This window comes from Streptosporangium sp. NPDC005286, from assembly GCF_040607515.1.
Lineage (GTDB): Bacteria > Actinomycetota > Actinomycetes > Streptosporangiales > Streptosporangiaceae > Streptosporangium.
This window is the reverse complement of record NZ_JBEXGU010000020.1, coordinates 1-26,331: the sequence shown is the minus strand read 5'-3', so window position 1 is coordinate 26,331 and position 26,331 is coordinate 1. Positions and strand designations below refer to the sequence as shown.

The following is a 26,331-nucleotide window of genomic DNA, read 5'->3' as shown; positions in this document are numbered from 1 at the left end:
CGGAGCAGGCCGATCGGATGTCCCCCTCCGGCGGAGGGGGACATCCGCCGCCGGCGGTGTGACCGCCTCAGCTACGGAGGCGATCGACGATGCCCGAGGCCAGGAGGTACTGGGCCGCGACGTAGGTCGCCATGATCACCAGGCCGGTCATCGGCGGGCGGGGAAGGTCCGCCAGGCCGAACGCGATCAGCGCGTCGGAGAGCAGGAACAGGGCGCCCCCGGCCCCGATGCGCGGGCCGAGACCGGCGGCGGTCACCGCGGTGGCGGTCAGCAGCAGCGAGTAGACGGCCACCGGCAGGCGCAGGTCGCCCAGACCGGGCCAGAGGACGAAGATCATGCCCGCCCACAGGACGCCGTAGACCACCGGGATCGCCGGACGGCGGCGCAGCGCCCGAAGTGCCCCCTCGCGGACGAGACAGGTCACGTAACAGACGTGCGCCCCGGCGAACAGGGCCATGCCCGCGAGGAAGAGACCGTCGATCTCCAGGGCCACGTCACCGCCCCAGGAGAGCAGGAGCGCCGCCACCAGCAGGCGCGGTCCCCGCCGCGCCAGCACCCAGGCCGCGAGCAGCGGCATCAGCAGCGCCTTGGTCACCGAGTTCATCGGGCCTTCGCCGGCGGCGACCAGCACCAGATGGACCGCGGAACAGAGCCAGAAGGCGGCCAGCAGGGCGCGTGGGACCACTCCGGCCCTTAGAACATCATTCTGCACATCTGGATGCTAGGGCCTGCCGCCCGGCAGGCCCAAGGCGCCCGTCGCCTTTCGACGGTAGAGGACGACGAAGCGCTCCCCCGCGGGATCACCGTCGACGACGCGGACCTCGTCGGTCGCGGGGACCCCGACGAACTGGATGCGCGCGCCGTACCGATCCGACCAGAAGTACGGGACCGTGGCTCCGTGCCCGTGAAAGCCACCGCCTCAGCCGCGGAGGAGAGTTCCAAGGCCGCTCGAACGCGCGAGCGTATTCTCGACGCGGCGGCGCACGTCCGGGGCGTCGGCCTGTGCCGGCATGGCCGGGGGTCATCGAGCCCCCGGACCGGGCAGGGCCGATCCGGGGCTCCGGGTCAGAACGTGGGGTCAGGACGTGCGGACGGCGAGGCGCCCTACGGCTTGCGGCCCACGCCGCCGTACTGGAAGACGTCGCGGTCGCGGAAGCTGGTCTGCGGTTCGGGCCGCCACTTGGGCAGCGACACCACGCCGGGCTCCAGGAACTCCAGCCCGTCGAGGAACTCCTCCAACTGCTGCCGGGTGCGGAGGGTGAGCGGGGTGGCGGCGCTGGCGTTCCACTTGGCGGCGGCCTCGTCCATCGACGGGCTGTGCACGCTGTGCGCGATGGCCAGGTAGCTGCCCGAGGGGAGCGCGTCCAGCAGCGTGCGCACCGCGCTTTGGGCCTGGTCCCCGTCGGGGACGAACTCCAGGACGCCCATCAGCATCAGCGCGACCGGCCGGGAGAAGTCCAGCGTCCGCGCAGCCTGTCGCAGGATGGGCTCGGGATCGCGCAGGTCGGCGTCGATGTAGGCGGTCTCCCCATCGGGGGTGCCGCGCAGCAACGCCCTGGCGTGGGCCAGCACGATCGGGTCGTTGTCGACGTAGACGATCCGCGCCTTGGGATTGACCCGCTGGGCGACCTGGTGGGTGTTGTCCGCGGCCGGAATGCCGGTGCCCACGTCCAGGAACTGGTCGATGCCCGCCTCACCGGCCAGATGGCTCACGACCCGGCCGATGAACTCCCGCTCGGCCCGCGCGTTGACCGGCAGGTCCGGCATGACCTTCACGATCTCGTCGCCGACCGCGCGGTCGGGACCGTAGTTGTCCTTACCGCCAAGCCAGTAGTCCCACACCCGCGCCGAATGTGGGATCGAGGTGTCGATTCGCGCCAACACCTCGGTGTCGACCTCTGTGATTTCCTCGCTCATCAGAGCCTCCTCACAAGCACACCCCGTAACAACACGATCGAAGCCCACCTTAGATGATCTCCGATCGGCCCGGCGAAAAAAACGCCGTACATCAGGGCAATTCAGCCTATGAACCCCCAAAACATGACGTCCTTACCCGCACCGGTGAGCCGTGACGGCAGGGGCTCCCCCGGTACGGATAGCCGCCCATACCACGGCGTTATGGGATTTTGTGAGGTATTCGTCCGCCTCGCTCGGTGTCAGCTTTGGGGTAGCCCCGACCCTTAGGGCTCCTTGTATCCCTCTTCCCCTCCAGGGACACCGAGAGGAGTCACCCCCCGTGAATCCGAAGACCAAACTGGGCGCCGTGGCCGTACTGGCCGTCACCGCCCTGGTCACCCCCACCGCGGTGAGCGCCGCGTCAGCACCGGCGGACATCGCCGCCCGCACCGTCTCCGCCGACCCTCCGCCGTACTCACCGCCGGACGCGGAGGCGCGCGACCGCGCCGTGACCACGGCCAACGCCACCATCGCGATGAGGTCGGAAGCCCTCCTCAAGGGGCAGAACGAGAAGTTCACCCTGACCGCCAACATCTCCGGCGCCAAGGGCCTGCAGTACCTGACCTACGCGCGCACCTACCGGGGGCTGCCGGTGTTCGGCGGTGACGTGATCGTGTCCACCGACCGGGCCGGCGAGCTGGTCGGGTCGGTGAGCTCGGGCCAGCAGTCCAGGATCACGGTCGACGTCACGAGCAAGGTGGACGCCGCCGCGGCGACCGCCACCGCCCGGGCGCAGGTGTCCACCGTGGAGAGCGTGAGCACCCCCCGGTTGCTCGTGCACGCCGCCACCACCACGCCCAGGCTGGCCTGGGAGGTGGTCGTCACCGGCACCAACGGCGAGATCCCGAGCGTCCTGCACGTCTTCGTGGACGCCGTCGACGGGTCGATCTTCGACTCCTACGACGACGTCCGCGCCGGCACCGGCAACAGCTACTACAACGGCAACCCGGTGACCATCCAGACCTCGGGTTCCGGCAGTTCGTACTCGATGACCGACACCACCCGTCCCGGCCTGCGCTGCGGCGGGCAGGGCGGCACCGCCTACACCGGGACCGACGACGCCTGGGGCACCGGCTCGGGCACCAACCTGGAGACCGCCTGCGTCGACGCCCTGTACGCGGCGCAGAAGGAGTGGGACATGCTCCGCAACTGGCTGGGCCGCAACGGGTTCAACGGCTCCGGCGGCGCGTTCCCGGCCCGGGTCGGCCTGAGCGCCGTCAACGCCTACTGGACCGGCAGCTACACCAACTTCGGGCGTAACCAGGCCAACAACCGGCAGGCCACCCCGATGGACGTGGTCGGCCACGAGTTCGGTCACGCCGTCTTCCAGTACTCCGGGGCCCCCGTGACCAACACCGCCGAGGCCGGCGGCCTGAACGAGTCGACCGGCGACATCTTCGGCGCGCTGACCGAGCACTACGCCAACCAGCCCGCCAGCCTCGACCCGCCGGACTACCTGGTGGGCGAGGAGGTCAATCTGGTCGGCTCGGGCGAGATCCGCAACATGTACAACCCCGGCGCGCTCGGCGACCCGAACTGCTACAGCTCCCCCTTCAACTTCGAGGTGCACGCGGGAGCGGGCCCGCAGAACCACTGGTTCTACCTGCTCGCCGAGGGCACCAACCCGGTGGGCAAGCCGGCCAGCTCCGTCTGCTCGGGTCCGGCCACGCTGACCGGTATCGGCATCCAGAAGGCCGGCCAGATCTTCCAGGCCGGGCTGAACAGCAAGACCTCGCCGTGGACGCACCCCAAGGCACGGAAGGCCACCGTGGCCGCCGCCAAGGCGCTCTTCTCGGGTTGCGTCGAGGTCAACGCGGTCAAGGCCGCCTGGACCGCGGTGAACGTCCCGCTGCAGAGCGGCGAGGCGACCTGCCCGTAGCACCGGGCGACTCCCCGCTCCGCAGATGAGCCACCGTTCGGGCCCCGGCGACTCGCCGGGGCCCGAACGGTGATTTGAACATCCGAAAGGGGTACGTATCGGCTGCTGAAAGCCGAAGGCGGAGAACGGGGGCGGCATGCTGGTCCTCAGCCGGTCACCCGTACCGCCCGAAGATCTGGAACGCGGCGGGAGGAGAAGACCGGCGGACCGGGGGGCCGGGCCCCCGCACCGCGCGACCGGATGAGCGACGAGACGACGGCTCTGAGAGACCAGGAGGGAGCCGACCCACGCCGCTGGAAGGCGCTGACCGTCTGCCTCGTCGCCGGCTTCATGACCCTGCTGGACGTCAGCATCGTCAACGTGGCGCTGCCGGCCATCCGCAACGGGCTGAACGCCCCGCAGAGCGACCTGCAGTGGGTGGTGTCGGGGTACGCGCTCACCTTCGGGCTGGCGCTGATCCCCGCGGGGCGGTTCGGCGACATGCACGGCCGGCGCAACGTGTTCGTCCTCGGTGTCGTCCTGTTCACCCTGTCCAGTGCGGCGGCCGGGATGGCCGGGGACCCGAGGTTGCTGGTCATCGCGAGACTCATCCAGGGGATGGCCGGCGGGGTGTTGAATCCGCAGGTCAGCGGATTGATCCAGCAACTCTTCCGGGGAGCGGAGCGGGGCCGGGCGTTCGGGTTGCTGGGCACCGTCATCGGCTTCTCGACCGCGATCGGCCCGCTGCTCGGCGGGGCGCTCATCCAACTCGGCGGCGGCCCCGACGCCTGGCGCCTCGTCTTCTACGTCAACGTGCCGATCGGCATCCTGGCCGTGGTCCTGGCGTACCGCTACATCCGGCCTCCGGCGCGCGAAAGGCGCCCCCGGGAGAGCATGGATCCGGTGGGCGTGCTGCTGCTCGCCCTCGGCGTCGTGCTGGTGCTCCTGCCGTTCGTCGAGGGGCAGCAGTGGCAGGGCGCGGAAAGGTGGCCGACGCTGTTCGCCGGGCTCGTCGTGCTCGCCGCCTTCGTGGCCTGGGAGCGCCGGTACGGGCGGCGGCGCCAGCCGGTCGTCGACCTGTTCCTGTTCCGCAGACGCTCGTACGCGCTCGGCGCCCTGCTCGGCACGCTCTACTTCGCCGGCTTCAGCGCGATCTTCTTCATTCTCACCCTCTACCTGCAGAACGGCCTGGGCTACTCGGCACTGGAGGCAGGGCTGGCGACCACCCCCTTCGCGGCGGGGTCGGCCGTGGCCGCCACGCTGGGCGGCCGGACCGTCACCCGGCTGGGCCGGCCGCTGGTGGTGGCGGGGCTGCTGCTGGTCGCGGCCGCGCTGGGCATCACGGCGCTCGCCGTGCGGCTGGTCCCCGGCGAGCACGTGGCCTGGGCCATCGCGCTGCCGCTGCTCCTCGCCGGCCTGGGCAGCGGCCTGGTGATCTCCCCCAACCAGACGCTGACCCTGTCGGAGGTGCCGGTCGCGATGGCCGGCACCGCCGGCGGGGTGCTCCAGACGGGACAGCGGCTCGGCACGGCCGTCGGCATCGCGGCGATCGGCTCGGTGTTCTTCGCCGAGGTCGCCTCCTCCCGCGGCGACTACGCGACGGCGTTCCGGCACTCGCTGCTGGTCGCCATCGCCTTCGTGCTGGTCTCGCTGGTCGTGGCCGTCGTCGACGTGGTCACCGCCCGGCGTGCCGGGCTCCGCTGAGAGCGAGGGCGGTCACTCCGTGAGCACGCAGCGGGTGCCGGAGTAGATCGTCGACATGCACCGGTTGCAGTGGATGCACCGGGATTCGACGGCCCGGTTCTTCATGATCCGGTTGGGCAGGTCCGGCTCCATGAGCAGGGCCCGGCCCATGGCGGCGAACTGGAAGCCCTCGCGCAGGGCCAGTTCCATGGTCGCCAGGTTGGTGACGCCGCCGAGGAGCACCAGCGGCATCCTCAGGGCGGCGCGGAAGGCGCGGGCGTCGTCGAGCAGGTAGCCGTCCCGGTAGGGGTAGGAGCGCAGGAACCGGCCGCCCAGCAGCCGCACCCCCAGCCGCTGCGGCTGCCGCAGGGCCGCGGCGAAGTCACGGATCGGGGCGTCGCCCTTGAACAGGTACATCGGGTTGAGCAGCGAGCTGCCCACCGTCAGCTCGATGGCGTCGAGTCCGCCGTCCGCCTCCAGCCAGGTCGCGACCTGGAGGCTCTCGTCGGGTGTCAGGCCGCCGCTGACCCCGTCGTCCATGTTGAGCTTGGCCAGGATCGCGATCCGGCCGCCGACGGCCTCCCTTACGGCCAGGGCGACCTCGCGCGCCAGCCGGGCCCGGTTGGCCAGGCTGCCGCCGTAGCCGTCGGTCCTGTTGTTGAGCCGGGGGCTGAGGAAGGAGCTGACCAGGTAGTTGTGCCCCAGGTGGATCTCGACGGCGTCAAAGCCCGACTCCTCCGCCAGGAGCGCCGCGTCGGCGTGCGCGCGGACGATGCGCTCGATGTCCGCGACGGTCGTCGCCTGGGTCATGCTCATGCCCAGCCAGTTGAACCGCCGGGACGGGCCCAGCGCGGGGAGCCTGTTGGAGGCGGGGTTGGCCACCGGGCCGGCGTGGCCGATCTGCGCGGAGATGGCGGCGCCCTCGGCGTGTACCGCCTCGGCGAGGCGGCGCAGGCCGGGCACGGCCTCCGGGCGCATCCAGATCTGCCGCCACTGCGTGCGGCCTTCCGGTGCCACCGTGCAGTAGGCCACCGTGGTCATGCCGACGCCTCCGGCGGCCACCCGCCGGTGAAAGTCGATCAGCTCGTCGGAGACCAGCGCCTCGGGGGTCATGCCCTCGAAGGTGGCCGCCTTGATCAGGCGGTTGCGCAGGGTGATCGGCCCGAGCTTCGCGGGTGCGAAGACGTCGGCGGCGGTTTCTGCCATGGGCCAGTGTTACCAAACAAGCGCTTGGATGCCAAGAGGCCGGGGGCACCGCTCCGTCGCCGTACCGCTCATCCGCCGTCAGGCCGGCGCGTACGTGAGGCAGTCGATGTCCTTCTGCGCGTAACCGACGACGATGCCGGAGGCCTGGCATTCGTACTGGACGTTGTGCTGGCAGTCGGACATCTTGCAGGCGCCGACGCGGCCGGTGGCGGCGGGGTCGCCACCCTTCAGGTCGACCTTGAAGAAGGTCTCGCACTCCGCGTGATGACTGTTGCCGACCGTGATGGCCAGCGCGTGGCAGACGTGGTCCGCGTTGTAGGCGCACGCATCGACCTGGCACTCGTTGACTGTGGGCATTTTCATGGCTGACGTCTCCTAGGACTCGGGCCGGCCCCGGACGCGACCAGCCGTCGTCGGGGCCGGTCCCCCGACGCTCTGTTCGGTATCACCGCGCGGCGGTGCCGACGCGTCCGGCCGGCACTCGGGCCGTCAGGTCCTCATCACGCTCTTTCGCGCTCACGAGTCGGACATGACACGGCCCCCGTTCCCGCACGCGGACTATCCGGTTTAGTACCGTGCCCGGATCACCGCCACGCTCATCCGTACCCCAAGGCTTCTCCAAGAGCGAGGCGCGGTGGTCACCGTCCGAGCAGGTGGGCGTAGCCGGGCTCCAGACCCGCCCGCGCGACGATGCTCGCCGTACGGACCTCGAAGTCCTTCTCGTCGGCCGACGTCACGTTGCCCTCCATGGTGACGCCCTCCGGCGGGTCGTCCCAGCCCACCGGGTCGGCATCCCAGAAGTTGCCGCGGAAGACGACGTTTTCCAGTGGTGGCCAGACCCGCAGGACGGCCGTGTTGTCGGCGCGCTGGACGGCATTGCCCTCGACGGTGACCCAGGCGGCGCCGTAGTCGGTGTAGAGCGCGAAGTTGTACGGCGTGAGCGTGTCGCGCACGACGTTGCCGCGGACGACCGCGCCGTTGTCGTGGGAGTCGCCCTGCGGGCCCGACAGGTAGATGCCACCGCCGTCGGCCAGCACCTTCAGCGTGTTGAAGGTGAGGTTGCGCAGGACCCGGGTGCTCTTGCCCGCGCCGACCACGATGCCGCAGTGCGGGACGTCGTTCACCTGGTTGTGCGCGAGCGTGGAGTCCTCGCTCCCGGTCACCGCGATACCGGGCGAGCCGGAGTACTCCAGGCCGACGTCGTGGACCCAGTTGTTCTCGACCCTGGCGCCGCGGCTCCCGCCGATCGAGATCCCGCCGCCGCAGAGGCTCTCGAACACGTTGCCCCGCACCAGGATGTCGGCGCTGTCGCCGGAGAACCGCAGGGCCGTGGCCCCCAGCCTGGTGAAGCGGCAGCCCTCGATCGCGACGCGCGCGGCGCCTTCGAACACGACGTTCGCCGGAATCTCCGACGACGCCCCCGGCACCGTCACCCACGCCCCTTCGCCGAACGACACCTTCTCGATGGGGCCGCCCTCGTAGTAGCCGGTGCCGTGGTAGTGCAGGAAGCCCTCTGGGCGGCTCGGCCGCAGCCAGGTGGCGTCTGCGAAGGTGACGCCGAGGAAGGCGACGTCGCGAGCGCCCGTGACCTTGACCAGCGTCTCCAGTACGGGGGCGACGACCTCCGTCCGCTCGGGGTCCTCGCCGGGGCGCGGCCGGTAGCTCAGGACGTGGTGACCAGGGCGGGACCTGTCGAGGGCGAAGGTACCCGGCTCCGTTAGGAAGCCCGCGCCGTTCTCCACCCGGGTCGGCAGGCCAGGGCCGTAGGACTCCCCTCCGCCCTCCCAAGGGACCACCGAGTTGTAGAGCTCGATCGCCCAGCCGAAGGCGGGTTGGGCCATGGTGATGGTGGTCGAGTACTCGTCGCCTTCGACGGCGGCGACGCCGAAGCGGGCCTCGGTCCACGGGTAGACGCCGCGGAAGACGAACTCGACGTCGGCGGGATTGCCCCAGCTTTGCGGGGCCGTACTGTCGGTGACGTAACCCGTGTCGGTTCTGGTGGCCTTCCCGGGAATCGCGTCGATCGCGGCCCGTTCGGCCCTGCGTCCTTCCACGTAGAGCTGGCGGGTGTCGAGGTCGCCGACCTCGGCCAGCCAGACTCCGTCCCGCTCGCGCCAGCCGGTGACCCGGCGGCCACCGCTGACGACGGCCTCCCCCAGTGCCCGGTAGGTCACGCCGGAGTCGGCCTCGGTGAGCTCGAACGTCTCGGCGAGCCGGTGGGTGCCTGCCAGCAGGTGGACAGCGGCGCCCGCGCCGCGGGCCAGGTCCCGGGCATGGGCGAGGGTGGCGAAGGGTCGTTCCAGGGTGCCGGGCCAGGTGTCGTCACCGGAGGGGGACACGTAGAAATCGTTCAACGGGCGCTCCTCATTTATAATGTAAATAACGTATACAGCATAAACAGATACTCGGGTCGAGCGTCAAGCGGAAGGAGAACGGGTGGCCTTCGAGGAGGATCCGGACCGGACCGTCGAACTGCTGTGGCGGGGGTCCCGGGACGCCGCGCCCCGGCAGGGACTGAGCGTCGGCGCGATCGTGCGCGCCGCCGTCGAGATCGCCGACGCCGACGGCGTCGAGGGGCTGTCGATGCGACGGGTCGGCGAACGTCTCGGCTTCACCAGCATGTCGCTCTACCGGCACGTACCGGGCAAGGCACAGCTCATCGACCTGATGTGCGACACGGTGATGGGCGACGTGGCGACGAGCGGGACGGACGGCGGCGGCGCGGCCGGCACGCCGCACGGCTGGCGCGAGGCGCTCGAGGGGTGGGCGAGACGGTGCTGGGCCCTGTGCCGCCGTCACCCCTGGCTGGCCGAGGTGCGCGGCACCCGGCACGTTCCCGGCCCGAACTCCGTCGCCCAGTTCGAGTACGCGCTCGGCACCGTGGCGGGAATCGGCCTGAAGCCCGCCGAGATGGTCGCGGTGGTGGGCCTCGTCGGCCGGTTCGTGGACAGCGAGGCGGCCAGGGCGGCGGAGGTCGCCAGGGCCGAGCGGCACACGGGGGTCTCCGAGGAGGAGTGGTGGGGCGCCCGGGAGTCGCTGTACGAGAAGCTCCACCTCTATCCCACGCTGACCCACGTCTGGGAGGCGGGCGGCTACGACGAGCCGGAGGACTCCTTCGAGTTCGGCCTGCGGCGCGTGCTGGACGGCATCGAGGTACTGGTCCGCGAGCGTGATGAAAAGCGTGATGAAAGCGCCTCGTGTGCGACCTGCGGCACGGGCATGGACCGGGCGGAGACGGGTCGCCCGCGCGCCTACTGCTCGCGGGCCTGCCAGCAGCGTGCCTACCGCAGGCGCCGCCGGTCCACATCGTGACCGGGTGACACCCCGGATCGAGCGGGTTCCGGCCGATCCCGTCCACGATCGTCACACCGGAACCCGGGAGCCGCTCGTCCCGAGCGGACGCCTACTTGCGCGAGTCGCTCAGCACCGTGAAGGTGATGCCCGCCCGCACCAGGCGGCCGATCAGCGCGTCGCCCATCGCCACGGCGGTGGTCAGCTGACCGGAGACCTCCGGGAGGTCGTCCGTCGCCAGGCAGAGCGCCGACTCGCCGAGCATCTTGGCGGTCTCGCCGTAGCCGGGGTCGCCGCCCGCGACCTCGGTGACGACGCGCGCCCCGCCGCCCAGGCCGAGGAAGGTGACCTTGAACCAGCTCCTGGCCCGCTGCTCGACGCCGGGCCCCTCACCGGGTGCGAAGCGGCGCAGCAGCAGGGAGCGCGCCGGTGGGATCTGGGCGAGCAGCGCGAGGGCGCCCACCCCGGCGGCGAGGCCGAGCGCGACGGGCAGTCGCCTGACCGCGAAGTGGTGGCGGTAGGTGAAGTCGGGGCCGTAGCGGTCCAGCGCGCGGGCCGAGCGGGCGACGATCTGCGGGTCGAGCGTGGGCAGCGGCAGTGCCCACCCTCCGACGTGGCGCACCGATCCGGGCATGCCACGCGTCCGCCTGGTCCCGGAGGCCGCGGACCCGCCTTCGAGCTCGCGCCGGATGTGCGCGGCCTCGGCCGTCTGCCGGAAGCGGGAGATCGCCATGACGGCGGAGTGCGCGGTGCCGCCGGAGGCGGCGCCGGAGGCCCGGACGAAGCCGCTGACCTCCAGCGGCACTCCCTCGGGCAGCCGCCTGACCGTGAAGTAGGCGCCGAGGTCGTGCGGGACGGAGTCGAACCCGCAGGCGTGCACGAGCTTGGCCCCGGTCCTCCTGGCCCGCTCGTGATGGCGGATGAACATGCGGTCGACGAACTCGGGCTCGCCGGTGATGTCGGCGTAGTGGGTGCCCGCGTCGGCGCAGGCGGCCACCAGCGGCTCGCCGTAGGAGACGTAGGGGCCCACGGTGGTCGCCACGACCCTGGCCTGCCTGGCGATCTCCACCAGGGAGGCCGGGTCGGTCACGTCGGCGTGCAGCAGCGGCAGCTCGGGCAGGCCGATCCGGTCCCTGACCGCTTCGAGCTTGGCCCGGTTGCGCCCGGCCAGTGCCCAGCGGAGGGCGGGACCGGCGTTGCGCGCGAGGTATTCCGCGGTGAGCGCCCCGGTGAACCCGGTGGCGCCGAACAGCACGATGTCGTACGGGCGGTCGTCAGGCATGCACCGAGATTCCTCCCCGCGGAGATCACGCGCAAGACGGGCTCGCCGGATGTGGCCGTGATCACCCCTGGACGGGCGCGGCGACGCGGGGAAGCACGTTCTCGCCGAACCAGTACGCCTCCTCCAGGTGGGGATAGCCGGACAGGACGAACTCCTCGATGCCGAGCGAGGCGTACTCCTCGATCCGCTCGGCGACCTGGGAGTGGCTGCCGACCAGCGCGGTGCCCGCACCGCCCCGCACGAGGCCGACCCCGGCCCAGAGGTTCGGATGGATCTCCAGGTCGCGGGCGGTGCCCCCGGTGAAGCCCTCGTGCAGCTCCAGCATGCGCCGCTGGCCGACCGACTCGCTACGGCCGAGCAGCTTCCTGGCCGAGACGATGTCGGCCGGGTCGATGGCGGCCAGCAGCCGCTCGGCCTCCGCCCAGGCGTCGCGCTCGCTGTCGCGGGTGATCACGTGCAGCCGGATGCCGAAGCGGAGCTTACGGCCCTGCTCCTCCGCCAGCTCCCGGATCCACTCGATCTTCTTCGCCACCTGCTCGGGGGGCTCGCCCCAGGTGAGGTAGACGTCCACGTGCCTGGCCGCGACCGGTCCGGCAGCCCGCGAGGAGCCGCCGAAGTAGATCTCCGGGACGGGATCGGGCGTCTCGGCGACCATCGCGCCCTCGACGCGGTAGTGGCCGCCGTCGAAGTCGTAGGGGGTACCGCTCCAGGCGCCGCGCACGACCGACAGGAACTCGTCGGTGCGCGCGTAGCGTTCGTCCTTGGACAGATGGTCGCCGAACCTGGCCTGCTCGGCGCTCTCCCCGCCGGTCACCACGTTGAGCAGGAGCCTGCCTCGCGAGAGCCGCTGGTAGGTGGCGGCCATCTGCGCGGCCAGCGTCGGTGACATGAAGCCTGGCCGGAAGGCGACGAGGAACTTCAGCCGCTCGGTCTCGCGGGTCAGCGCGGCGGTGACCAGCCAGGCGTCCTCGCACCAGGTGCCGGTCGGGGTCAGGACCGCCTCGAAGCCGAGCTGCTCGGCGGAGCGGGCGACCTGCGCCAGGTACTCGATGTCCGGCGGGCGGAACGTGGCCGCCTCGGAGCGGCCGTGCCCCCTGCTGAGGCCGTGGCCGCCCCCGGTGAGGACCCGGCTGTCACCGGCGGTGGGCAGGAACCAGTGGAACTTCATCGGATGCCTCCAGGCGTGGATCTCCCGGGCACGGACCTCGGGGCGGGCGTCACGAGGGGTTGTCCAGGGTGGCGTCGAAGCTGGTGTCGACGAAGTCCGCGAACGTGACGGGGGCGGGGATGAGCTTGGCCTCGCTGAACGCGTCGGCGACGAGCTGCTCGCGGTCGACGACATCGCCGGCGAGCTTGAGGTCCCGGTACGAGCTGCGCCTGACCGCCGTACTGATGATCGCCTGGTCCAGCCCGGTGAGCTCGGAGAAGACCTTGGACCACTCGTCCTGGTGGTCGTTGGCCCACTGATGTGCCTTGCGGATGCGCGCCACCCAGTCGCTCAGCGCGGCCGTGCGGGCCGGGTCGGCGAGGGCCTCCTTCCCGGCGATCTGGAACTCGAAGCCGTTGGCGTAGCCCTCGCCGTCGACCAGGACGCGCGCCCCGGTCTGGGACTCGGCCTGGGCGGTGTAGGGATCCCAGATGGCCCAGGCGTCGATCCTGCCGGAGGAGAGCGCGGCCAGGGCGTCCGGCGGCTGGAGGTACTGGGGCTGGATGTCGGTGAAGCCCAGTCCCTCCTTCTTCAGTACCGCCAGCAGGTGGAAGTTGGCGGAGCTGCCCTTGGCCACGGCGACGCGCTTGCCGCGCAGGTCCGCCGGGGTCTTGATGGGCGAGTCCGCGGGAACGACGACCGCCTGACCGCCGAGGCCCTTCTCGGCGACCGCGATGACGGAGATCTTCGCCCCGGCGGCGGCCGCGAAGACCGGCGGCGCGTTGCCGACCGCGCCGAAGTCCACCGAACCGGCGTTGATGGCCTCCAGAATCGGTGGCCCCGAGGTGAACTGTGACCAGGTGACCTTGTACTTGACGTCGTCGAGCTGGCCGGCCGCGGTCAACAGCGCCTGCAGGCCCGTGCCCTTCTGGTCGCCGACGCGGAGCGTCACCTGTGACAGGTCGACCGAGCCGTCCGCACGGACGCCCCGTTCCTCCCCGGCTCCGCAGGCCGCGGTGAAGGACAGCAGCAGAGCCACGGCGATCGCCGCGGTGACACGACGTTTCATACGGTTCCCTCCGGGGTGACGCCCAGCCGGTTGAGCAGGGTGGAGCGCAGTGCGATGAGATCGGGGTGGTCGCGGTGGCGGGGGCGGGGCAGTTCGATCCCGGACTCGTGGGCGATGGCGCCCCCGTCGAGCACCAGGACGCGGTCGGCCAGCAGCATGGCCTCATCCACGTCGTGGGTGACGAGCAGGATGCCGGGGCGGTGCCGCACCCACAGGTCGAGCACGAGCCGGTGGATGGTGATGCGGGTCAACGCGTCCAGGGCACTGAACGGCTCGTCGAGCAGGAGCAGGCCGGGCTCGCGGACCAGCGCCCTGGCCAGGGAGGCCCGCTGTGCCTCGCCGCCGGACAGGGTGAGCGGCCAGGCGTCGCGCAGGGCGCCGAGACCGACCTCCTCCAGCGCGGCCAGCGCGGCGGCGCGCGGGTCGGGGGCGCGCAGCCCGAGCGCGACGTTGGCCAGGACCCGTTTCCACGGCACGAGCCGGGGCTCCTGGAAGGCCACGGCGGCGGTGCCGCAGACCTCGACCTCGCCCTCGGCACCGGGGTCGAGTCCCGCGAGCACCCTCAGCAGCGTGGACTTGCCCGAGCCGCTCCGGCCGAGCAGGGCGACGAACTCGCCACGGCCGATCTCCAGGTCGACCCCGTCGAGAACCCGCCGCTCCCCGAAGGCCCGGGTGAGTCCCCTGACCGCGGCCACCGGGGCCGCCGCACGGGGCGGGGCCGCCGCGGGGAGCGGGAGCACCGCACGCGACGAGGTCAACGTGACAGGAAGCTCTGCCGCCATGACAGGGCCCTCCTCTCCAGCAGGCGTACCAGCGCGTCGGTCAGCAGGCCGAGGACCGCGTAGACGATCAGGCCGACGACGATCACGTCGGTGCGCAGGAACTCCCGGGCATCGTTGATCATGTGTCCCAGGCCGGCGTCCGCGTTGATCTGCTCGGCCACGATCAGCGCCAGCCAGGCCACGCCCAGGCTCTGCCGCAGGCCGACGAGGGTCTGCGCCAGCGCGCCGGGCAGGACGATGTGGGTGATGGTCTCCGTACGGCTCAGCCGCAGCACCCGGGCCACCTCGGCGAGCCTGCCGTCGACGCCGCGGATCCCGGAGAAGGTGTTGAGGTAGAGCGGAAAGGCCACGCCGAGGGCGACCAGCGCCACCTTGGGCGTCTCGCCGATCCCGAACCAGAGGATGAACAGCGGGATCAGGCCGAACAGCGGAAGCGCCCGCAGCATCTGCAGCGGCGGGTCGACGGCGTTCTCGCCGATGCGGCTGAGCCCCGCCACGAGGGCCAGGCCGATCCCGGCGACCGCGCCGAGGGTGAAGCCGATCACGGCCCGCCGGAGCGAGACGGCGATCGCCTCGGGCAGGACTCCCTCTCCGACGAGCCCGGCGGCGGTGGTGAGGACCTTGACGGGCGAGGCGAGGAGTTGTCCCGGGAGAAGTCCGGCGGCGCTGGCGACCTGCCAGACGACGACGATGACCAGGGGGCTGACAAGGCGCTGCCAGACGGCGGCGGAGGGCAGGGGCGCACGTGACCGCGTTCGCGCGGCCCGCTGCGGCGCCCCCACGTCGACGACGGGAGCCGGCACGGAAGACCTCATTCGTGGCTGGGGGCTCGGTTCCCGCCCATCGTCGGCCAAATAACCCACAAAGTCAATCGGTAATACCGGTTATGCTCGGCGTCACTCGACAAAACCCGAGTTGGTAGGTTCTCCTGGCAAGAGAATCAGTCATACACACGCAAGGAGCTGGCACGGTGGAGGTCGAGCAGACGGCACTGCCAGGTATAGGGCTGCGGCACGAGTTCACGACGCGGTCAGGCAGGCGAATAGGAATCGTCTCTCACCGCACGGGCCGTCGTGACCTGGTGCTGTACGACCCGGATGATCCCGACCGCGCATGCGAGACCATAAAACTGAACGACGAGGAGGCCGACGCGCTCGCCGAACTGCTCGGCGCCCCGCGCATCGTGCAGCGCCTCAACGCCCTGCACAGCGAGGTCGAGGGGCTCGTCAGCCTGCAACTGCCGATCGTGCCCGGTTCGCCGTACGCCGGCCGGCCGATGGGTGACGCGCGCGTCCGCACCCGCACCGGCGCCTCCATCGTGGCCGTGGTTCGCGAGGGCCAGGTGTTCGCCAGCCCCGCCCCTGATTTCGGGCTGCTCGGAAACGACGTGGTGGTCGTGGTGGGCAGCCCGGAGAGCACCTCCGCCGTCTCCGACATCCTGTCCGGCGGGTAGGAAACCTGGTGCACACGGCTATTCTTTTTCTTGAGCTCGGTGCTGTCCTTCTCGGGCTCGGCATCCTCGGCGCACTGGCCCTTAAAGTCGGCATCTCGCCCATCCCCCTGTACCTCATCGCCGGACTGGCCTTCGGCACCGGCGGCATCCTGCCCCTGGCCACCAGCGAGGAGTTCACCTCTGTCGGCGCCGAGCTCGGCGTCATCCTGCTGCTGCTCACCCTCGGCCTGGAGTACAACGCCTCCGAGCTGGTGACGAGCCTGAAGGGCAACGCCCGCGCGGGCGTGGTCGACCTGGTGCTCAACGCCGCGCCGGGCGCGATCACCGCGCTGCTGCTGGGCTGGGGGCCGGTGGCCGCCATCGCCATGGCCGGTGTCACCTACGCCACCTCCTCCGGCATCACCGCCAAGGTCCTGTCCGACCTGGGGTGGATCGGTAACCGCGAGACACCGGTGGTGCTGTCGCTGCTGGTCTTCGAGGACCTGACGATGGCCGTCTACCTGCCGATCCTCACTGCGGTGCTGGCCGGGCTGAGCTTCGCCAGCGGTGCGATCGCCGTGGCGATCGCACTGGGCACGGTCAGCGTCGTGCTGCTGGTCGCGCTCCGCTACGGCAGGTTCATCGAGGCGTTCGTCTCCAGCCCCAACTCCGAGGTGCTGCTGCTGAAGGTCATCGGTCTCGCGCTGCTGGTCGCCGGGGTGGCCCAGCAGCTCCAGGTCTCGGCCGCGGTCGGCGCCTTCCTGGTCGGCATCGCCCTCTCCGGCGAGCTGGCCGAGGACGCCCAGGAACTGCTCACCCCGATCCGCGACCTGTTCGCCGCGGTGTTCTTCGTCTTCTTCGGCCTTCAGACCGATCCGACCAAGATTCTCCCGGTTGCCGGGCTGGCCGTGCTCCTCGCCGTGATCAGCATGATCACGAAGCTGCTCACCGGCGCCTACGCCGCCCACCGGGCGGGTATCGCCAGAGCCGGACAGGCTCGGGCCGGAATCGCGCTCATCCCCCGGGGCGAGTTCAACATCGTGATCGCCGGTCTCGCGGTGGCCGCCGGGGTCCATCCCGACCTGGGCCCGCTGGCCGCCGCCTACGTGCTCATCCTCGCCGCGTTCGGCCCGCTGGCCGCCCGGATCATGCAGCCCTTCATCACCGCCATCGCCAAACGCGCCTGACGCGCCCGACCTGATACCCGACCTGATACGTGGGCCCGGCCGCGGCGACGGACGCGGCCGGGCCCACGGGCACTCCTACCTGTCCTGGAGCACGGACAGGACGTTGCCGGCGGGGTCCCTGAACCATGCGATGCAGGGGCCGCCTTCCCGCATGACGCCCCTGTCGTCCTGCGTGAAGCCGTCGTAGCGCTCGAAGGTCACACCCCGTCCGGCCAGTTCGTCAACGGCGGCGTCGATGTCGTCCGCCCGCCGGACAGGTCATCGCCCCGCCGCGGCGAGATACTCCTCGCTGAGCTCGATGATCTGGATGTAGTTGCCGTCCGGGTCCACCAGCGTGCCGAACAGCCCGGCGTCCCGCCGCTCGACCTCGACCAGCCAGGTCGCCCCCAGGCCGTCGAGGTGCGCGGCTGTGGCACGGGCGTCCTCCACATGGAAATTGAAGATCACCCGACCGGGCTCGGCGGTCGCCGGAGCGATGTCGGTGCGGTTTTCGAAGAGGACCCGGACACCGCCGAAGTCGATGAAGCCGTCTCCGAAGTGCTCGGGTGCCAGCGCGGCGAGGTACCAGGCGTGGAGCCTGACGGGGTCGACGCTGCCGAGCAGGATGCTGCCGAGGGCAGAGCTCTTCATGTCTTGTCCTTTCCCGCACCCGGCACGGGGCGGTTCTCTTCCGGCGGCGAATCTCAGGACGCCCTCGTCGGGGGCGTCTCACCTGGGACGTCGGAGTCGACGACGCGTTCTCGACATCACGCCGGAAATATCTTCGGCCGCCACCGGGTGCAGGAAGCCGGGGAGGCCGAGTACGGGCGGCCTCCCCGGCCTTGGGCGCGCCGGGACGGTGTCCGCCCGGCAGGCCGTCTCGGGCTCAGGCGACGAGCCTCGACCACTCCTCGGCAAGCAGCTCGTAGGAGCGGACCCGGTCGGCGTGGTCGTGGGTGATGGTGGTGACGAGCAGTTCGTGGGCGCCGGTGACGTCACGCAGGACGCGCAGCCTCTCGGCGACGGTACGCGGGGAGCCGACGAACTGGGTGTCCAGCCGGTCGGCGACCAGCGCGCGGTCCTCCTGGCTCCACTCGTGGGCCGCGGCCTCCGCCGGTGTCGGGAACGGGATCGCCCCGGCACCGCTGCGGATGCTGCGGACCCAGAGCCCGTACGGGGAGGCGAGCTCGCGGGCCCTCTCGTCGTCCTCGGCCACCACGACGTCCGCCGAGACGATCAGGTGGGGTTCCGCCAGGGTCTCCGAGGGCTTGAACGCCTCCCGGTACGCCTCCGCGGCCTCCAGCACGCCGGACGGGCTGACGTGGTAGTTCGCCGCGAACGGCAGCCCCCGCTCCCCCGCCACCTGCGCGCTCTGCCCGCCGCTGCTGCCCAGGATCCACAGCCGCAGGTCCGCGCCCTCGCCGGGCACCGCGTGCGCGGCCACCCCCTCCGGGGAGCGGTAGGTGCCGGCGATCAGCGCCGCGATGTCGTCCACCTGGTCGGCGAAGTCAGGACTTTCCGCGCCGGGCTGCTGGAGCAGCGAGCCGTACAGGGAGAGCAGCGGCGACCTCGCGAGCGCGGTGAAGGAGAAGGGTTCGGGGATGAGCAGGCCGTCCACGACCCTGGCGGGCCTCGGCGCGGGCGGGGCCTTCTTCGCCAGCTCGGCGAACTCGGCCTTGCGCTGGCCCGACCGGCCCAGGCCGAGGTCGACCCGGCCGGGGTGGAGCGCGTCGATGAGACCGAACTGCTCGACCACCGACAGCGCGGTCTGGTGCCCGAGCTGTACGGCTCCCGAGCCGACCCTGATCGTGCTGGTCGCGGCGGCCACCAGGGCGATGAGCACGGCCGGGGCTGCGCTGGCGACGCCGGACGCGAAGTGGTGCTCGGCCACCCAGTAGCGGAGGTAGCCGAACTCCTCGGCCCGCCTGGCCAGGTCCAGGGTGTTGCGCAGCGCGTCGCCCGGCGTGCCACCGGACGGGACGGGGGCCAGGTCGAGGACGGACAGGGAGGTCATGAGCGCCCCCCGTCCCGCGCGCTCTCGTACCGGGGGAACGGTCTGCTGGGGATCTCCACGCGCAGCACCGGGGCGATGTCGCTCTGGAAGAGCTCCAGTGCCGTCCGGTGCTGCTTGTCGGTGAGGCCGTCCGCGTCCGCGTGCAGGTGCATGACCTCGTGCCCGAGCCGCTCGTGGTAGCGGTGCACCTTGTCGATGATCTGCTGCGGGCTGCCGACCAGGATCGAGCTGCGCTCGATCGCGTCCTCCAGGGTGTGGAAGACCGGGTCCACTCCGACCTTCTTGAACAGCTCCAGCCTGGCGTTGAAGATCGGCCGGTAGGTCTCGATCGCGTCCTGGGAGTTCCTGGCCGCGTAGTACCCGGCGGTGCCCGCTCCCACCAGGGCGTCGGCGGGGTCGTGACCGTGGAACTCCCAGCGTTCCCGGTAGTAACGGATCAGCTCGGCGTACGGCTCGACCGGGTTGCTGACGTTGGCGGAGAACAGCGGGTCTCCGTACTGGGCGGCGAGGTCCACCGACTCCTTGCTGGTGGCGCTGCCGTGCCAGACGCGGATGGGCCGCTGCAGCGGGCGCGGCCAGGTCTCGGCGTCGGTCAGGGACGGCCTGAACTTACCGGACCAGGTCACCCTGTCCTCCCGCCACAGGCGGCGGAACAGCTCGTAGCCCTCCCTGTTGCGCTCCCACTGGTCCTCGCCGGTCACGTGGAAGAGCTGGGCCTGCGCGGCTCCGTTGCCCTTGCCGATGATGAGCTCCAGGCGGCCGTCGGAGAGGTGGTCGAGGGTGGCGTAGTCCTCGTAGGCCCGTACCGGATCCAGCAGGCTCAGCGTGGTGACCGCGGTGAACAGTTTGATCGTCGACGTCTTCGCCGCGATGTGGCTGAGCACGACCGGCGGGGAGGAGGAGATGAACGGGCGCTCGTGCCGCTCCCCGACGCCGAAGCCGTCAAAACCGAGCTCCTCGGCCAGCACGGCGTTCTCGACCACCTCGCGCAGGCGCGCGTTGGTCGACTTGAGCTCACCGGTGACGGGGTTGGCGCCGTGGACGATGAGGGTGATGGCGAGGAATTTCAACGGTGCTCCTCCAGCCCCAGGTGGCCGCGTAGCGTGGCGGTCTCATACTCCGCGCGGAGGACTCCGCGCTCCTGCAGCAGCGGGACGACCTTGTCGACGAAGTCGTCGAGGCCGCCGGGGGTGAGGTGCGGCACCAGGATGAAGCCGTCGGCGGCGTCGCTCTGCACGAACTCGTTGATCTCCTCGGCGACGCGCGAGGGCGAGCCGATGAAGGACTGCCTGCCGGTCACCTCGATGACCAGGTCGCGGATGCCGAGCCGTTTGGACTCGGCCAGGGCCCGCCACTCCGCCGCCGTGGCGAGCGGGTCCCTGGACATCCGGGTCCGGCCCTTGATGATCGAGTCTTCCGAGACGTCCGGGTCGATCTCGGGCAGCGGGCCCTCGGGGTCGTAGGCCGACAGGTCGCGGTTCCACAGCTGCTCGAGCAGCAGGATCGCGGTCTGCGGGCTGACCTGCTGGCGGCGGATGTGGTCGGCGTTCTCCTGGGCCTCGGCGTCGGTGTCACCGAGCGCGAACGTGACACCGGGGAGGATCTTCAGCGAGTCGGGGGACCTGCCGTGCGCGGCCAGCCTCGACTTGATGTCGCGGTAGAAGGCCTGCCCCTCTTCGAGCCTGCTGTGCCGGGAGAAGACGGCGTCGGCGGTGGCCGCCGCGAAGGCCCTGCCGCCCTCGGAGTCTCCGGCCTGGATGGTCAGCGGGCGGCCCTGCGGTCCGCGCGGCACGGTGAAGTGGCCGTCGATGTCGAAGTGGGTGCCCCGGTGGGCGAACTCCCCGGCCTCCCGCCTGGCGAACGTGGCCGTCGCCGGGTCCGCGACGAGGTCGCCGGCGGCCCAGGAGTCCCAGAGCTCGCGGACCGTCCGGACGAACTCCTCGGCCCGCTCGTAGCGTTGCGAGTGCTCCAGGAAGCCGCCCCTGCGGAAGTTCTCGCCGGTGAACGCGTCGGAGGAGGTGACGACGTTCCACCCGGCCCGGCCGCCGGACAGGTGGTCGAGGGTGGCGAGCTTGCGGGCGAGCTCGTACGGCTCGTTGAAGGTGGCGTTGATGGTCCCGGCCAGGCCCAGGTGGTCGGTGACCGCGGCCAGCGCCGAGAGCACGGTGAGCGAGTCGGGGCGGCCGACCACGTCGAGGTCGTGGATCCTGCCGCGCTGCTCGCGCAGCCGCTGCCCGTCGGCCAGGAAGAAGAAGTCGAACCTGCCACGCTCGGCGGTCCGCGCCAGGTGGACGAAGGAGGCGAAGTCGATCTGGCTGCCCGAGGCCGGATCGCTCCAGACCGTGTGGTTGTTCACGCCCGGGAAGTGGGCGGCGAGGATGACCTGCTTCATCGTCGGCTCCCTGCGTAGCGGCTGGCGGGTCGGGGCAGGTGGAGGTGGCCGCGGAGCGTGCCGGCCTCGTACGCGTGGCGGAAGGCGCCGCGTCCGCGCAGCTCGGGCACCAGGCCGCGGGTGATCGCGGTCAGGTCGGTCGGCAGCACGGCGGGCCGGAGCCGGAACCCTTGCAGCCCGGCCGCGCGCCACTCCAGGAGCAGGTCGGCGAGCTCTCCCGGGGTACCCGTGAAGATCGCGGCGTCGGAGGTGTACGTGGCGCCGTCGAGCTCGTCGAGCCGTGCCCTGCGTTCGCGGGCGCCCTTCGCGTCGTCGTCGAGGAGGACGACGAGGTCCGCGAATATCCTCAGCTCCTCCGCGGCCGGATCGCGCACCTGCCCGGAGATCTCACGTACCTCACGCACGATGGCCCGCGCCTGCTCACTGTCGTGTGGCGTGACGTAGACGACGTCGGCGCCGCGCGCGGCGAACTCGTACGGGAGCCGGGAGTGGGCCAGCGCGGTGACCAGCGGCTGCCCCTGGGGCGGCCTCGGCACGATGGAGGGCCCCTTGACCGTGAAGCTCGTCCCCTCGAAGTCGACGTAGTGGAGTCTGTCCCGGTCGACGTACCGGCCGGTGGCCACGTCGCGGATGACCGCGTCGTCCTCCCAGCTGTCCCAGAGGCGCCGCACGGCCTCGACGGCGTCGGCGGCGTCGGCGAACAGCTCCCGCACGACGCCCGCCTTGTCGAGGTCGCCGAGGTTCTCGGGGCGGAGCTCGGGAACCTCCCGGCGGCCGAAGTGGGCCGCCTCGGTGCGGCGCCCGGAGATCTGGGCGCGCCATCCGGCCCGCCCGGTGCTGACGTAGTCGAGGGTGGCGATGGAGCTCGCGACGTGGAAGGGCTCGGTGTGCGTGGTGGTCGCCGTGGGCACCAGCCCGATCCGGCTGGTCAGGGGGGCGATCCTGGAGGCCACCAGGACGGCGTCGAACCGGCCGCGCACCTGGTCGACACGGCCGTCGTGGCCGTCCAGAAGAGTGGTCTGCAGGGCGAGGGAGTCCTCGATGGTGACGAAGTCGAGCAGGCCGTGCTCGGCTTCGGCCACCAGTTGGGCCCAGTAGGCGGCGGTGAACAGGGCTTTCGGGGAGGCGGCGGGATCGCGCCAGGCCGCGGGGTGCCATCCGGCGCCGTCGAGAGCGACGGCGAGATGCAGGGGAACTGCCGACATACAACGACAGTAACACCAAAACCCGCAATCTCTACATGTTTAGTTGGTTATATCGTGAGAGATCGACCGGCAGGCCCGACGTGCCCCGAGGCACACTTCCGGGAGCCGCGGCTCGGAGTAGATCTCCAGGAGCGGGTTCCGGCGGAATCTCCATGGCACGGACCATCACGGAACGCCCCGGAGCGATCCCTCCCAGAGGCCGTCCTCCTGCCGCCGACGCCGGGATCTGGTAGGCATTTGTCCCGTGATGCGTTTGCTGACGGTCCTCGCGACCGCCTTCCCCCTCCTGGCGGCCCCCGCTCCGGCCTCGGCCACCGCCCGCGGCAAGCCGCATGTCCCGGCCGGGGTGACCGCCGGTTACGTGGTCTTCGACCGGCAGACCGCGAAGGTGACCGAGTACCGCAACGCGCATCGGAGGTTCCGGTCGGCGTCGGTGGTGAAGATCCTCATCGCGATCGACCATCTGGAGTCGCACAGCGGCGTCTCCAAGAAGGACCTGGCGCTGCTCAAGGTCATGCTGCGGGTCAGCGACGACGCCGCCGCGACCTCCTTCTGGAGCAGAGGCGGTCAGGGAAGAATCATCCAGCGGATGGCACGCAAGCTACAACTCACCGACACCACTCCCCCACCGGCCGACAAACCAGGCTTCTGGGGCTACACCTCGCTCAGCGCGATGGACGTCGTCAAGACCTACCGCTACCTGCTCGACCGGGCCGACCCCAAGGTCAGCGCTCTGATCCTGGGCCACCTGCGCAGAGCCGGACAGTGCGGCTCCGACGGCTTCGACCAGTACTTCGGCATCCCCCGCGGGGTGCGCGGGCCGTGGGCGGTCAAGCAGGGCTGGTCGGGGTATGGCTCCACCCCCCCGGTCCGCTGCCGCCCGGCGACCTCTCCCGCCGCCCGCACCGCCTCCGCCGCCTTCACCTCCGCCTCTCCGGCTCCGGTGGCCCTGGGCGCCACCGCACCGAGCGGGGTCACCACGGCGGCACCCGCCGGGGCCGGTCCCGTGCCCGATCTGGGCCGTCCCGTACTGCACAGCACCGGCCTGGTCGGCCCCGGGGAGCGCTGGATCATGGTCCTGCTGACCGCCCACCCGGCCGGGGCCACCTGGCAGCGCTCCACCGGCCAGACGACGAAGCTGGCCCGGGAGGTCCACCTCAGCGGGACCTCCTGACCACCGGCTCCCCGAAGTGGGTGGCCGCGACCCGCTTGGGCACGACCATCCGCCAGGCGTCCTCGACCAGCTCGCGCAACTCGGTCGCGTCGATCGCCGCGAGCCGGACCCGCACCCAGTTGTAACGCTCGTCGGAGGGCCGGGGCATGTGGAACGTCTCCGGCGCGGACGCGATCAGCGCGGCCCGCTCCTCCTTGGGGAAGGCGAATCCCATCGAGGTCTCGTCGGGCGAGATCGCGGCGTAGACGATCCGGCCCACCCGGAACGTCACCCGGTCCCTGACGAGCCTCTCCTCGGTCCTGGGCAACGCCATGGCGACGCGGCGCACGTCGTCGGCCGTGATCATCGCGACGACTCGTCGAGGGAGGCGATGACCCGGCGCAGGGTCCGCTGCAGGTCGAGGACCTCCGAGGGCGCGAGCCCGGCGGCCTCGAAGATCCGGCCGGGGACGTCGCACGCCCGCTCCCCCAGCTCGACGCCTTCAGGCGTGGGCCGTACCAGTACGGAGCGCTCGTCGGAGGCGCTGCGCTCGCGGCCCACCAGGCCCGCCGCCTCCAGCCTCTTCAGCAGCGGCGACAGGGTGCCCGAGTCGAGCCGCAGCGTGAGACCGAGCTCCTTGACCGTCACCGGCCCGCGCTCCCAGAGCACCGTCATCACCAGGTACTGCGGGTAGGTGAGGCCCAGCTCGCGCAGCACCCTGCGGTAGACCGCGTCCAGCGCCCGCGAGGCCGCGTGCACGTCGAAACAGACGAGGTTCTCGACGGAGATCTTCACGATCCCGATTATACCGAACTTGACTGTTACCAACTAAATTGCACACAATTAAGTTGTCCAAAATCGAGAAGGGGATCCCGATGAGTACGCTCTACACCGCCATCGCCACCGCCAACGGCAGGGAAGGCCGGGCGGTCTCGTCCGACAAGCGCCTCGACGTGACCCTCGCGCCGCCACGGGAGATGGGCGGCTCCGGCGAGGGCACCAATCCCGAGCAGCTGTTCGCGGCCGGCTACGCCGCCTGCTTCGCCAGCGCGCTCCAGCTGGTCGGCCGGAGGGAGAAGGCCGACGTCTCCGAGGCGTCGGTGACCGCCGAGGTGAGCCTCCACCCGGAGGGCAAGGGCTTCGCGCTCGGGGTGACGCTGCGCGTCGAGCTGCCCGACGAGCTGCACGGCGAGACCGGCACCGCCCTCGTGGAGGCCGCCCACCAGGTCTGCCCCTACTCCAACGCGACCCGTGGCAACATCCCGGTCAACCTGGTGATCGAGTAATCGCGCCCCGGAGGAGACCCGCGATCAGGGAAGCGGCCGGCGACCGGCGAAACCCAGCTCGTCGCGGTGGTACCAGGCCAGGTCGCGGTCTCCTTCGAGCCAGCACAACCGCACCGAAACCCCGTCGAGCACCGAGGGGAAGTCGACGAGCAAGGGCGCGACGCCCTTGACCTCGACGCCCCGCTCCTCGAACCAGCCGAGGATCTCCTCCAGCCTGGCCTCGTACGCCTTCGCCTCGGCCAGTCCGCCGGCTTCCGAGGTGCCGGTGCTGCGGAGCTCGTACGCGAGCTCGGCCAGTTCTCCCCGCATCGTCACGAACGCGGCGGCCCGCTCCAGCAGCGCGGGCATGAGCGCCCGCGCCTCCTCGACGGTGAAGGTCCCATCCACCCCTGCACGCTAGCGTGTCCCCGCCCGAAGCGTGCAGGGGGCCAGGAATGTTGTCAGCATAAGCTGACAAAAGTGAATCCGTCAGCTTATGCTGACAACATGGGATCGCTGAGCGAGTTCTCCGAGGCCGTCGACGGCGAGGACCCGGTGGCGGCGCTGGCGGCCGTGGCGGCACTGCGCAGGCTCCTGGAGGAGCTGGAGGCGGCACACGTCATCGAGGCCAGGACCCGGGGCTCGTCCTGGGAGGCCATCGCCGCGGCACTCGGCGTCAGGCGGCAGACGGCGCACCGCAAGCACGCACACCGGATCATCGACAGCGGGAGCTGACAATGTTCGCGAGGTTCACCCCCGAGGCCCGGCGGACCACGGTCCGGGCCGGGCTGCTGGCACTCGACCACGGCCGCACCACGCTCGACGAGGACATGCTCCTGCTCGCCCTGGCGGAGTCGTGGCCGGCGGCGGGTTTCGGTGTCAGCCCGGAGGCGGTCCGCGCGGAGATCGGGGAGCGCGAGGCGGCACGGGGCCTGGCGGGCGACCGCGAGCTGCTGGCCGCCATCGGCGTCGACCTGGACGAGATCAGGCGGCGCCTGCCCGCCCGGCGGGACGACCCCCTGGCGTGGCGGCTGTCGCGCTCCCGGCTGCGCCCGCTGAACGTGCTGCTCAGCGGCCCGGCCGGAGACCTGCCCCTCACCGCGAGGGCGAGGAAGGTCGTCGAGGTCGCCGTCAGCACCGGCGGCCACTCCGGGGTGACCGGGGAGGACCTGCTCAAGGGCCTGCTGGCCGACGGCTCGAACGCCTCGGTCTCCATCCTGCACCGCCTCGGCGTCGACCTCCGCGGTCTCGCCGTGAGCATCGGCTTCCTGCACCGGTCGGCCTGAGCGGGTCCGGCACGGTCAGACCTCGATCCCGTAGAAGCGCGCGGCTGCCCGATGTGGTCGCGCACAATGTGAGCGTGATGATCGTTCAGGCGGACGGGGCGGGTTATGCGATCGAGCATGATCCGGAGCAGGCGCGTCAGGCGA

The 26,331-nt window shown here is 71.1% G+C and carries 28 protein-coding genes and 1 pseudogene; 9 read left to right on the top strand and 20 right to left on the bottom strand.

Annotated features, from left to right (window positions below):
- Window positions 1-67: 67 nt before the first annotated feature.
- The 3 genes and pseudogenes from ABZU75_RS10560 to ABZU75_RS10550 all read right to left on the bottom strand — a co-directional run bounded on the left by ABZU75_RS10560 (window position 68) and on the right by ABZU75_RS10550 (window position 1,917).
- Window positions 68-712, bottom strand: a complete 645-nt coding sequence (locus tag ABZU75_RS10560) for a lysoplasmalogenase (RefSeq protein WP_355551717.1) — start codon at window positions 710-712, stop codon at window positions 68-70.
- A gap of 9 nt (window positions 713-721) precedes the next feature.
- Window positions 722-871: pseudogene (locus ABZU75_RS10555) on the bottom strand (oxidoreductase C-terminal domain-containing protein); the annotation flags it as partial.
- 233 nt (window positions 872-1,104) lie between these two features.
- The gene (locus tag ABZU75_RS10550) at window positions 1,105-1,917 is read right to left on the bottom strand and encodes an SAM-dependent methyltransferase (RefSeq protein WP_355551714.1); all 813 of its coding nucleotides are present in this window, start codon (window positions 1,915-1,917) and stop codon (window positions 1,105-1,107) included.
- A 319-nt stretch (window positions 1,918-2,236) separates the two neighbouring features.
- Between ABZU75_RS10550 and ABZU75_RS10545 the strand changes: the two genes are divergently transcribed.
- Window positions 2,237-3,835: a M4 family metallopeptidase gene (locus ABZU75_RS10545; protein WP_355551711.1), complete on the top strand. Its 1,599-nt coding sequence runs from the start codon at window positions 2,237-2,239 to the stop codon at window positions 3,833-3,835.
- 240 nt (window positions 3,836-4,075) lie between these two features.
- Window positions 4,076-5,518 carry an MFS transporter gene (locus tag ABZU75_RS10540; RefSeq protein WP_355551708.1) on the top strand — a complete coding sequence of 481 codons (1,443 nt, stop codon included), beginning with the start codon at window positions 4,076-4,078 and terminating at the stop codon, window positions 5,516-5,518.
- Window positions 5,519-5,530: 12 nt separating this feature from the next.
- Here the strand turns inward: ABZU75_RS10540 and ABZU75_RS10535 are convergent, their stop codons facing one another.
- The 3 genes from ABZU75_RS10535 to ABZU75_RS10525 form a co-directional block, all read right to left on the bottom strand.
- Window positions 5,531-6,703 (bottom strand): NADH:flavin oxidoreductase, encoded by a 1,173-nt coding sequence (locus ABZU75_RS10535; protein ID WP_350957683.1) that lies wholly within the window; start codon window positions 6,701-6,703, stop codon window positions 5,531-5,533.
- A 78-nt stretch (window positions 6,704-6,781) separates the two neighbouring features.
- Window positions 6,782-7,066 carry a DUF1540 domain-containing protein gene (locus ABZU75_RS10530; RefSeq protein WP_350957686.1) on the bottom strand — a complete coding sequence of 95 codons (285 nt, stop codon included), beginning with the start codon at window positions 7,064-7,066 and terminating at the stop codon, window positions 6,782-6,784.
- A gap of 275 nt (window positions 7,067-7,341) precedes the next feature.
- Window positions 7,342-9,057, bottom strand: a complete 1,716-nt coding sequence (locus ABZU75_RS10525; RefSeq protein ID WP_355551703.1) for a right-handed parallel beta-helix repeat-containing protein — start codon at window positions 9,055-9,057, stop codon at window positions 7,342-7,344.
- A gap of 82 nt (window positions 9,058-9,139) precedes the next feature.
- On the opposite strand from ABZU75_RS10525, the gene ABZU75_RS10520 reads away from it, so the two are divergent.
- Complete coding sequence (locus tag ABZU75_RS10520; protein WP_355551700.1) at window positions 9,140-10,015, top strand: TetR/AcrR family transcriptional regulator; 876 nt, start codon at window positions 9,140-9,142, stop codon at window positions 10,013-10,015.
- 91 nt (window positions 10,016-10,106) lie between these two features.
- On the opposite strand, the gene ABZU75_RS10515 is transcribed toward ABZU75_RS10520, so the two are convergent.
- The 5 genes from ABZU75_RS10515 to ABZU75_RS10495 all read right to left on the bottom strand — a co-directional run bounded on the left by ABZU75_RS10515 (window position 10,107) and on the right by ABZU75_RS10495 (window position 15,077).
- Entirely contained in the window at window positions 10,107-11,276 is a 1,170-nt protein-coding gene (locus ABZU75_RS10515; RefSeq protein WP_355551697.1) for a saccharopine dehydrogenase NADP-binding domain-containing protein, read from the bottom strand.
- A 61-nt stretch (window positions 11,277-11,337) separates the two neighbouring features.
- Window positions 11,338-12,444: an LLM class flavin-dependent oxidoreductase gene (locus tag ABZU75_RS10510; RefSeq protein WP_355551694.1), complete on the bottom strand. Its 1,107-nt coding sequence runs from the start codon at window positions 12,442-12,444 to the stop codon at window positions 11,338-11,340.
- Between the two features lie 49 nt (window positions 12,445-12,493).
- Window positions 12,494-13,492: an ABC transporter substrate-binding protein gene (locus ABZU75_RS10505; protein WP_355551690.1), complete on the bottom strand. Its 999-nt coding sequence runs from the start codon at window positions 13,490-13,492 to the stop codon at window positions 12,494-12,496.
- The gene (locus tag ABZU75_RS10500; RefSeq protein ID WP_355551687.1) at window positions 13,489-14,274 is read right to left on the bottom strand and encodes an ABC transporter ATP-binding protein; all 786 of its coding nucleotides are present in this window, start codon (window positions 14,272-14,274) and stop codon (window positions 13,489-13,491) included. The genes ABZU75_RS10505 and ABZU75_RS10500 overlap by 4 nt, the downstream gene beginning before the upstream one ends.
- A complete protein-coding gene (locus tag ABZU75_RS10495; protein ID WP_355551684.1) occupies window positions 14,247-15,077 on the bottom strand; it encodes an ABC transporter permease in 831 nt (276 codons plus the stop codon). The genes ABZU75_RS10500 and ABZU75_RS10495 overlap by 28 nt, the downstream gene beginning before the upstream one ends.
- 167 nt (window positions 15,078-15,244) lie before the next feature.
- On the opposite strand from ABZU75_RS10495, the gene ABZU75_RS10490 reads away from it, so the two are divergent.
- Window positions 15,245-15,727 carry a cation:proton antiporter regulatory subunit gene (locus ABZU75_RS10490; RefSeq protein WP_355551681.1) on the top strand — a complete coding sequence of 161 codons (483 nt, stop codon included), beginning with the start codon at window positions 15,245-15,247 and terminating at the stop codon, window positions 15,725-15,727.
- Between the two features lie 8 nt (window positions 15,728-15,735).
- Complete coding sequence (locus tag ABZU75_RS10485; protein WP_350927405.1) at window positions 15,736-16,893, top strand: cation:proton antiporter; 1,158 nt, start codon at window positions 15,736-15,738, stop codon at window positions 16,891-16,893.
- Between the two features lie 75 nt (window positions 16,894-16,968).
- Here ABZU75_RS10485 and ABZU75_RS10480 read toward each other — a convergent pair whose 3' ends face one another.
- From ABZU75_RS10480 to ABZU75_RS10455, 6 genes are all read right to left on the bottom strand, one after another.
- Entirely contained in the window at window positions 16,969-17,094 is a 126-nt protein-coding gene (locus tag ABZU75_RS10480; RefSeq protein ID WP_355551677.1) for a hypothetical protein, read from the bottom strand.
- A gap of 57 nt (window positions 17,095-17,151) precedes the next feature.
- Window positions 17,152-17,523 (bottom strand): VOC family protein, encoded by a 372-nt coding sequence (locus tag ABZU75_RS10475; RefSeq protein WP_355551674.1) that lies wholly within the window; start codon window positions 17,521-17,523, stop codon window positions 17,152-17,154.
- 235 nt (window positions 17,524-17,758) lie between these two features.
- Window positions 17,759-18,886, bottom strand: a complete 1,128-nt coding sequence (locus ABZU75_RS10470) for an LLM class flavin-dependent oxidoreductase (RefSeq protein ID WP_355551671.1) — start codon at window positions 18,884-18,886, stop codon at window positions 17,759-17,761.
- Window positions 18,883-19,956, bottom strand: coding sequence for an LLM class flavin-dependent oxidoreductase (locus ABZU75_RS10465; protein ID WP_355551668.1), 1,074 nt, complete (start codon window positions 19,954-19,956; stop codon window positions 18,883-18,885). The genes ABZU75_RS10470 and ABZU75_RS10465 overlap by 4 nt, the downstream gene beginning before the upstream one ends.
- Window positions 19,953-21,278: an NtaA/DmoA family FMN-dependent monooxygenase gene (locus tag ABZU75_RS10460; RefSeq protein ID WP_355551665.1), complete on the bottom strand. Its 1,326-nt coding sequence runs from the start codon at window positions 21,276-21,278 to the stop codon at window positions 19,953-19,955. Before ABZU75_RS10460 ends, ABZU75_RS10465 begins: the two co-directional genes overlap by 4 nt.
- Window positions 21,275-22,483, bottom strand: a complete 1,209-nt coding sequence (locus ABZU75_RS10455) for an LLM class flavin-dependent oxidoreductase (RefSeq protein WP_355551662.1) — start codon at window positions 22,481-22,483, stop codon at window positions 21,275-21,277. The genes ABZU75_RS10460 and ABZU75_RS10455 overlap by 4 nt, the downstream gene beginning before the upstream one ends.
- 247 nt (window positions 22,484-22,730) lie before the next feature.
- Between ABZU75_RS10455 and ABZU75_RS10450 the strand changes: the two genes are divergently transcribed.
- A complete protein-coding gene (locus tag ABZU75_RS10450) occupies window positions 22,731-23,657 on the top strand; it encodes a hypothetical protein (protein ID WP_355551862.1) in 927 nt (308 codons plus the stop codon).
- Here the strand turns inward: ABZU75_RS10450 and ABZU75_RS10445 are convergent.
- The gene (locus tag ABZU75_RS10445) at window positions 23,641-24,003 is read right to left on the bottom strand and encodes an MmcQ/YjbR family DNA-binding protein (RefSeq protein ID WP_355551659.1); all 363 of its coding nucleotides are present in this window, start codon (window positions 24,001-24,003) and stop codon (window positions 23,641-23,643) included. The two genes, ABZU75_RS10450 and ABZU75_RS10445, sit on opposite strands and share 17 nt — an antisense overlap.
- The gene (locus ABZU75_RS10440) at window positions 24,000-24,431 is read right to left on the bottom strand and encodes a MarR family transcriptional regulator (RefSeq protein ID WP_355551656.1); all 432 of its coding nucleotides are present in this window, start codon (window positions 24,429-24,431) and stop codon (window positions 24,000-24,002) included. The genes ABZU75_RS10445 and ABZU75_RS10440 overlap by 4 nt, the downstream gene beginning before the upstream one ends.
- 80 nt (window positions 24,432-24,511) lie before the next feature.
- Here ABZU75_RS10440 and ABZU75_RS10435 point away from each other — a divergent pair, with 80 nt between their 5' ends.
- Entirely contained in the window at window positions 24,512-24,922 is a 411-nt protein-coding gene (locus ABZU75_RS10435) for an organic hydroperoxide resistance protein (protein WP_350957725.1), read from the top strand.
- Between the two features lie 24 nt (window positions 24,923-24,946).
- Here ABZU75_RS10435 and ABZU75_RS10430 read toward each other — a convergent pair whose 3' ends face one another.
- The gene (locus tag ABZU75_RS10430) at window positions 24,947-25,309 is read right to left on the bottom strand and encodes a DUF2203 domain-containing protein (RefSeq protein WP_355551652.1); all 363 of its coding nucleotides are present in this window, start codon (window positions 25,307-25,309) and stop codon (window positions 24,947-24,949) included.
- A 99-nt stretch (window positions 25,310-25,408) separates the two neighbouring features.
- Between ABZU75_RS10430 and ABZU75_RS10425 the strand changes: the two genes are divergently transcribed.
- Both ABZU75_RS10425 and ABZU75_RS10420 read left to right on the top strand, forming a co-directional pair.
- On the top strand, window positions 25,409-25,636 hold the full coding sequence (locus ABZU75_RS10425) for a helix-turn-helix domain-containing protein (protein ID WP_355551649.1): 228 nt from the start codon (window positions 25,409-25,411) through the stop codon (window positions 25,634-25,636).
- Between the two features lie 2 nt (window positions 25,637-25,638).
- Window positions 25,639-26,187 (top strand): Clp protease N-terminal domain-containing protein, encoded by a 549-nt coding sequence (locus ABZU75_RS10420; protein ID WP_355551646.1) that lies wholly within the window; start codon window positions 25,639-25,641, stop codon window positions 26,185-26,187.
- Window positions 26,188-26,331: the final 144 nt, after the last annotated feature.

Excerpts from the sequence above, each read along its gene's own strand:
- ABZU75_RS10435 (WP_350957725.1), top strand. The coding sequence starts at position 24,512 with ATGAGTACGCTCTACACCGCCATCGCCACCGCCAACGGCAGGGAAGGC.
- ABZU75_RS10420 (WP_355551646.1), top strand. The coding sequence starts at position 25,639 with ATGTTCGCGAGGTTCACCCCCGAGGCCCGGCGGACCACGGTCCGGGCC.
- ABZU75_RS10530 (WP_350957686.1), bottom strand. The coding sequence starts at position 7,066 with ATGAAAATGCCCACAGTCAACGAGTGCCAGGTCGATGCGTGCGCCTAC.
- ABZU75_RS10505 (WP_355551690.1), bottom strand. The coding sequence starts at position 13,492 with ATGAAACGTCGTGTCACCGCGGCGATCGCCGTGGCTCTGCTGCTGTCC.
- ABZU75_RS10535 (WP_350957683.1), bottom strand. The coding sequence starts at position 6,703 with ATGGCAGAAACCGCCGCCGACGTCTTCGCACCCGCGAAGCTCGGGCCG.
- ABZU75_RS10445 (WP_355551659.1), bottom strand. The coding sequence starts at position 24,003 with ATGATCACGGCCGACGACGTGCGCCGCGTCGCCATGGCGTTGCCCAGG.
- ABZU75_RS10455 (WP_355551662.1), bottom strand. The coding sequence starts at position 22,483 with ATGTCGGCAGTTCCCCTGCATCTCGCCGTCGCTCTCGACGGCGCCGGA.
- ABZU75_RS10550 (WP_355551714.1), bottom strand. The coding sequence starts at position 1,917 with ATGAGCGAGGAAATCACAGAGGTCGACACCGAGGTGTTGGCGCGAATC.
- ABZU75_RS10475 (WP_355551674.1), bottom strand. The coding sequence starts at position 17,523 with ATGAAGAGCTCTGCCCTCGGCAGCATCCTGCTCGGCAGCGTCGACCCC.
- ABZU75_RS10515 (WP_355551697.1), bottom strand. The coding sequence starts at position 11,276 with ATGCCTGACGACCGCCCGTACGACATCGTGCTGTTCGGCGCCACCGGG.
- ABZU75_RS10540 (WP_355551708.1), top strand. The coding sequence starts at position 4,076 with ATGAGCGACGAGACGACGGCTCTGAGAGACCAGGAGGGAGCCGACCCA.
- ABZU75_RS10425 (WP_355551649.1), top strand. The coding sequence starts at position 25,409 with ATGGGATCGCTGAGCGAGTTCTCCGAGGCCGTCGACGGCGAGGACCCG.
- ABZU75_RS10450 (WP_355551862.1), top strand. The coding sequence starts at position 22,731 with ATGCGTTTGCTGACGGTCCTCGCGACCGCCTTCCCCCTCCTGGCGGCC.
- ABZU75_RS10460 (WP_355551665.1), bottom strand. The coding sequence starts at position 21,278 with ATGAAGCAGGTCATCCTCGCCGCCCACTTCCCGGGCGTGAACAACCAC.
- ABZU75_RS10500 (WP_355551687.1), bottom strand. The coding sequence starts at position 14,274 with ATGGCGGCAGAGCTTCCTGTCACGTTGACCTCGTCGCGTGCGGTGCTC.
- ABZU75_RS10470 (WP_355551671.1), bottom strand. The coding sequence starts at position 18,886 with ATGACCTCCCTGTCCGTCCTCGACCTGGCCCCCGTCCCGTCCGGTGGC.
- ABZU75_RS10510 (WP_355551694.1), bottom strand. The coding sequence starts at position 12,444 with ATGAAGTTCCACTGGTTCCTGCCCACCGCCGGTGACAGCCGGGTCCTC.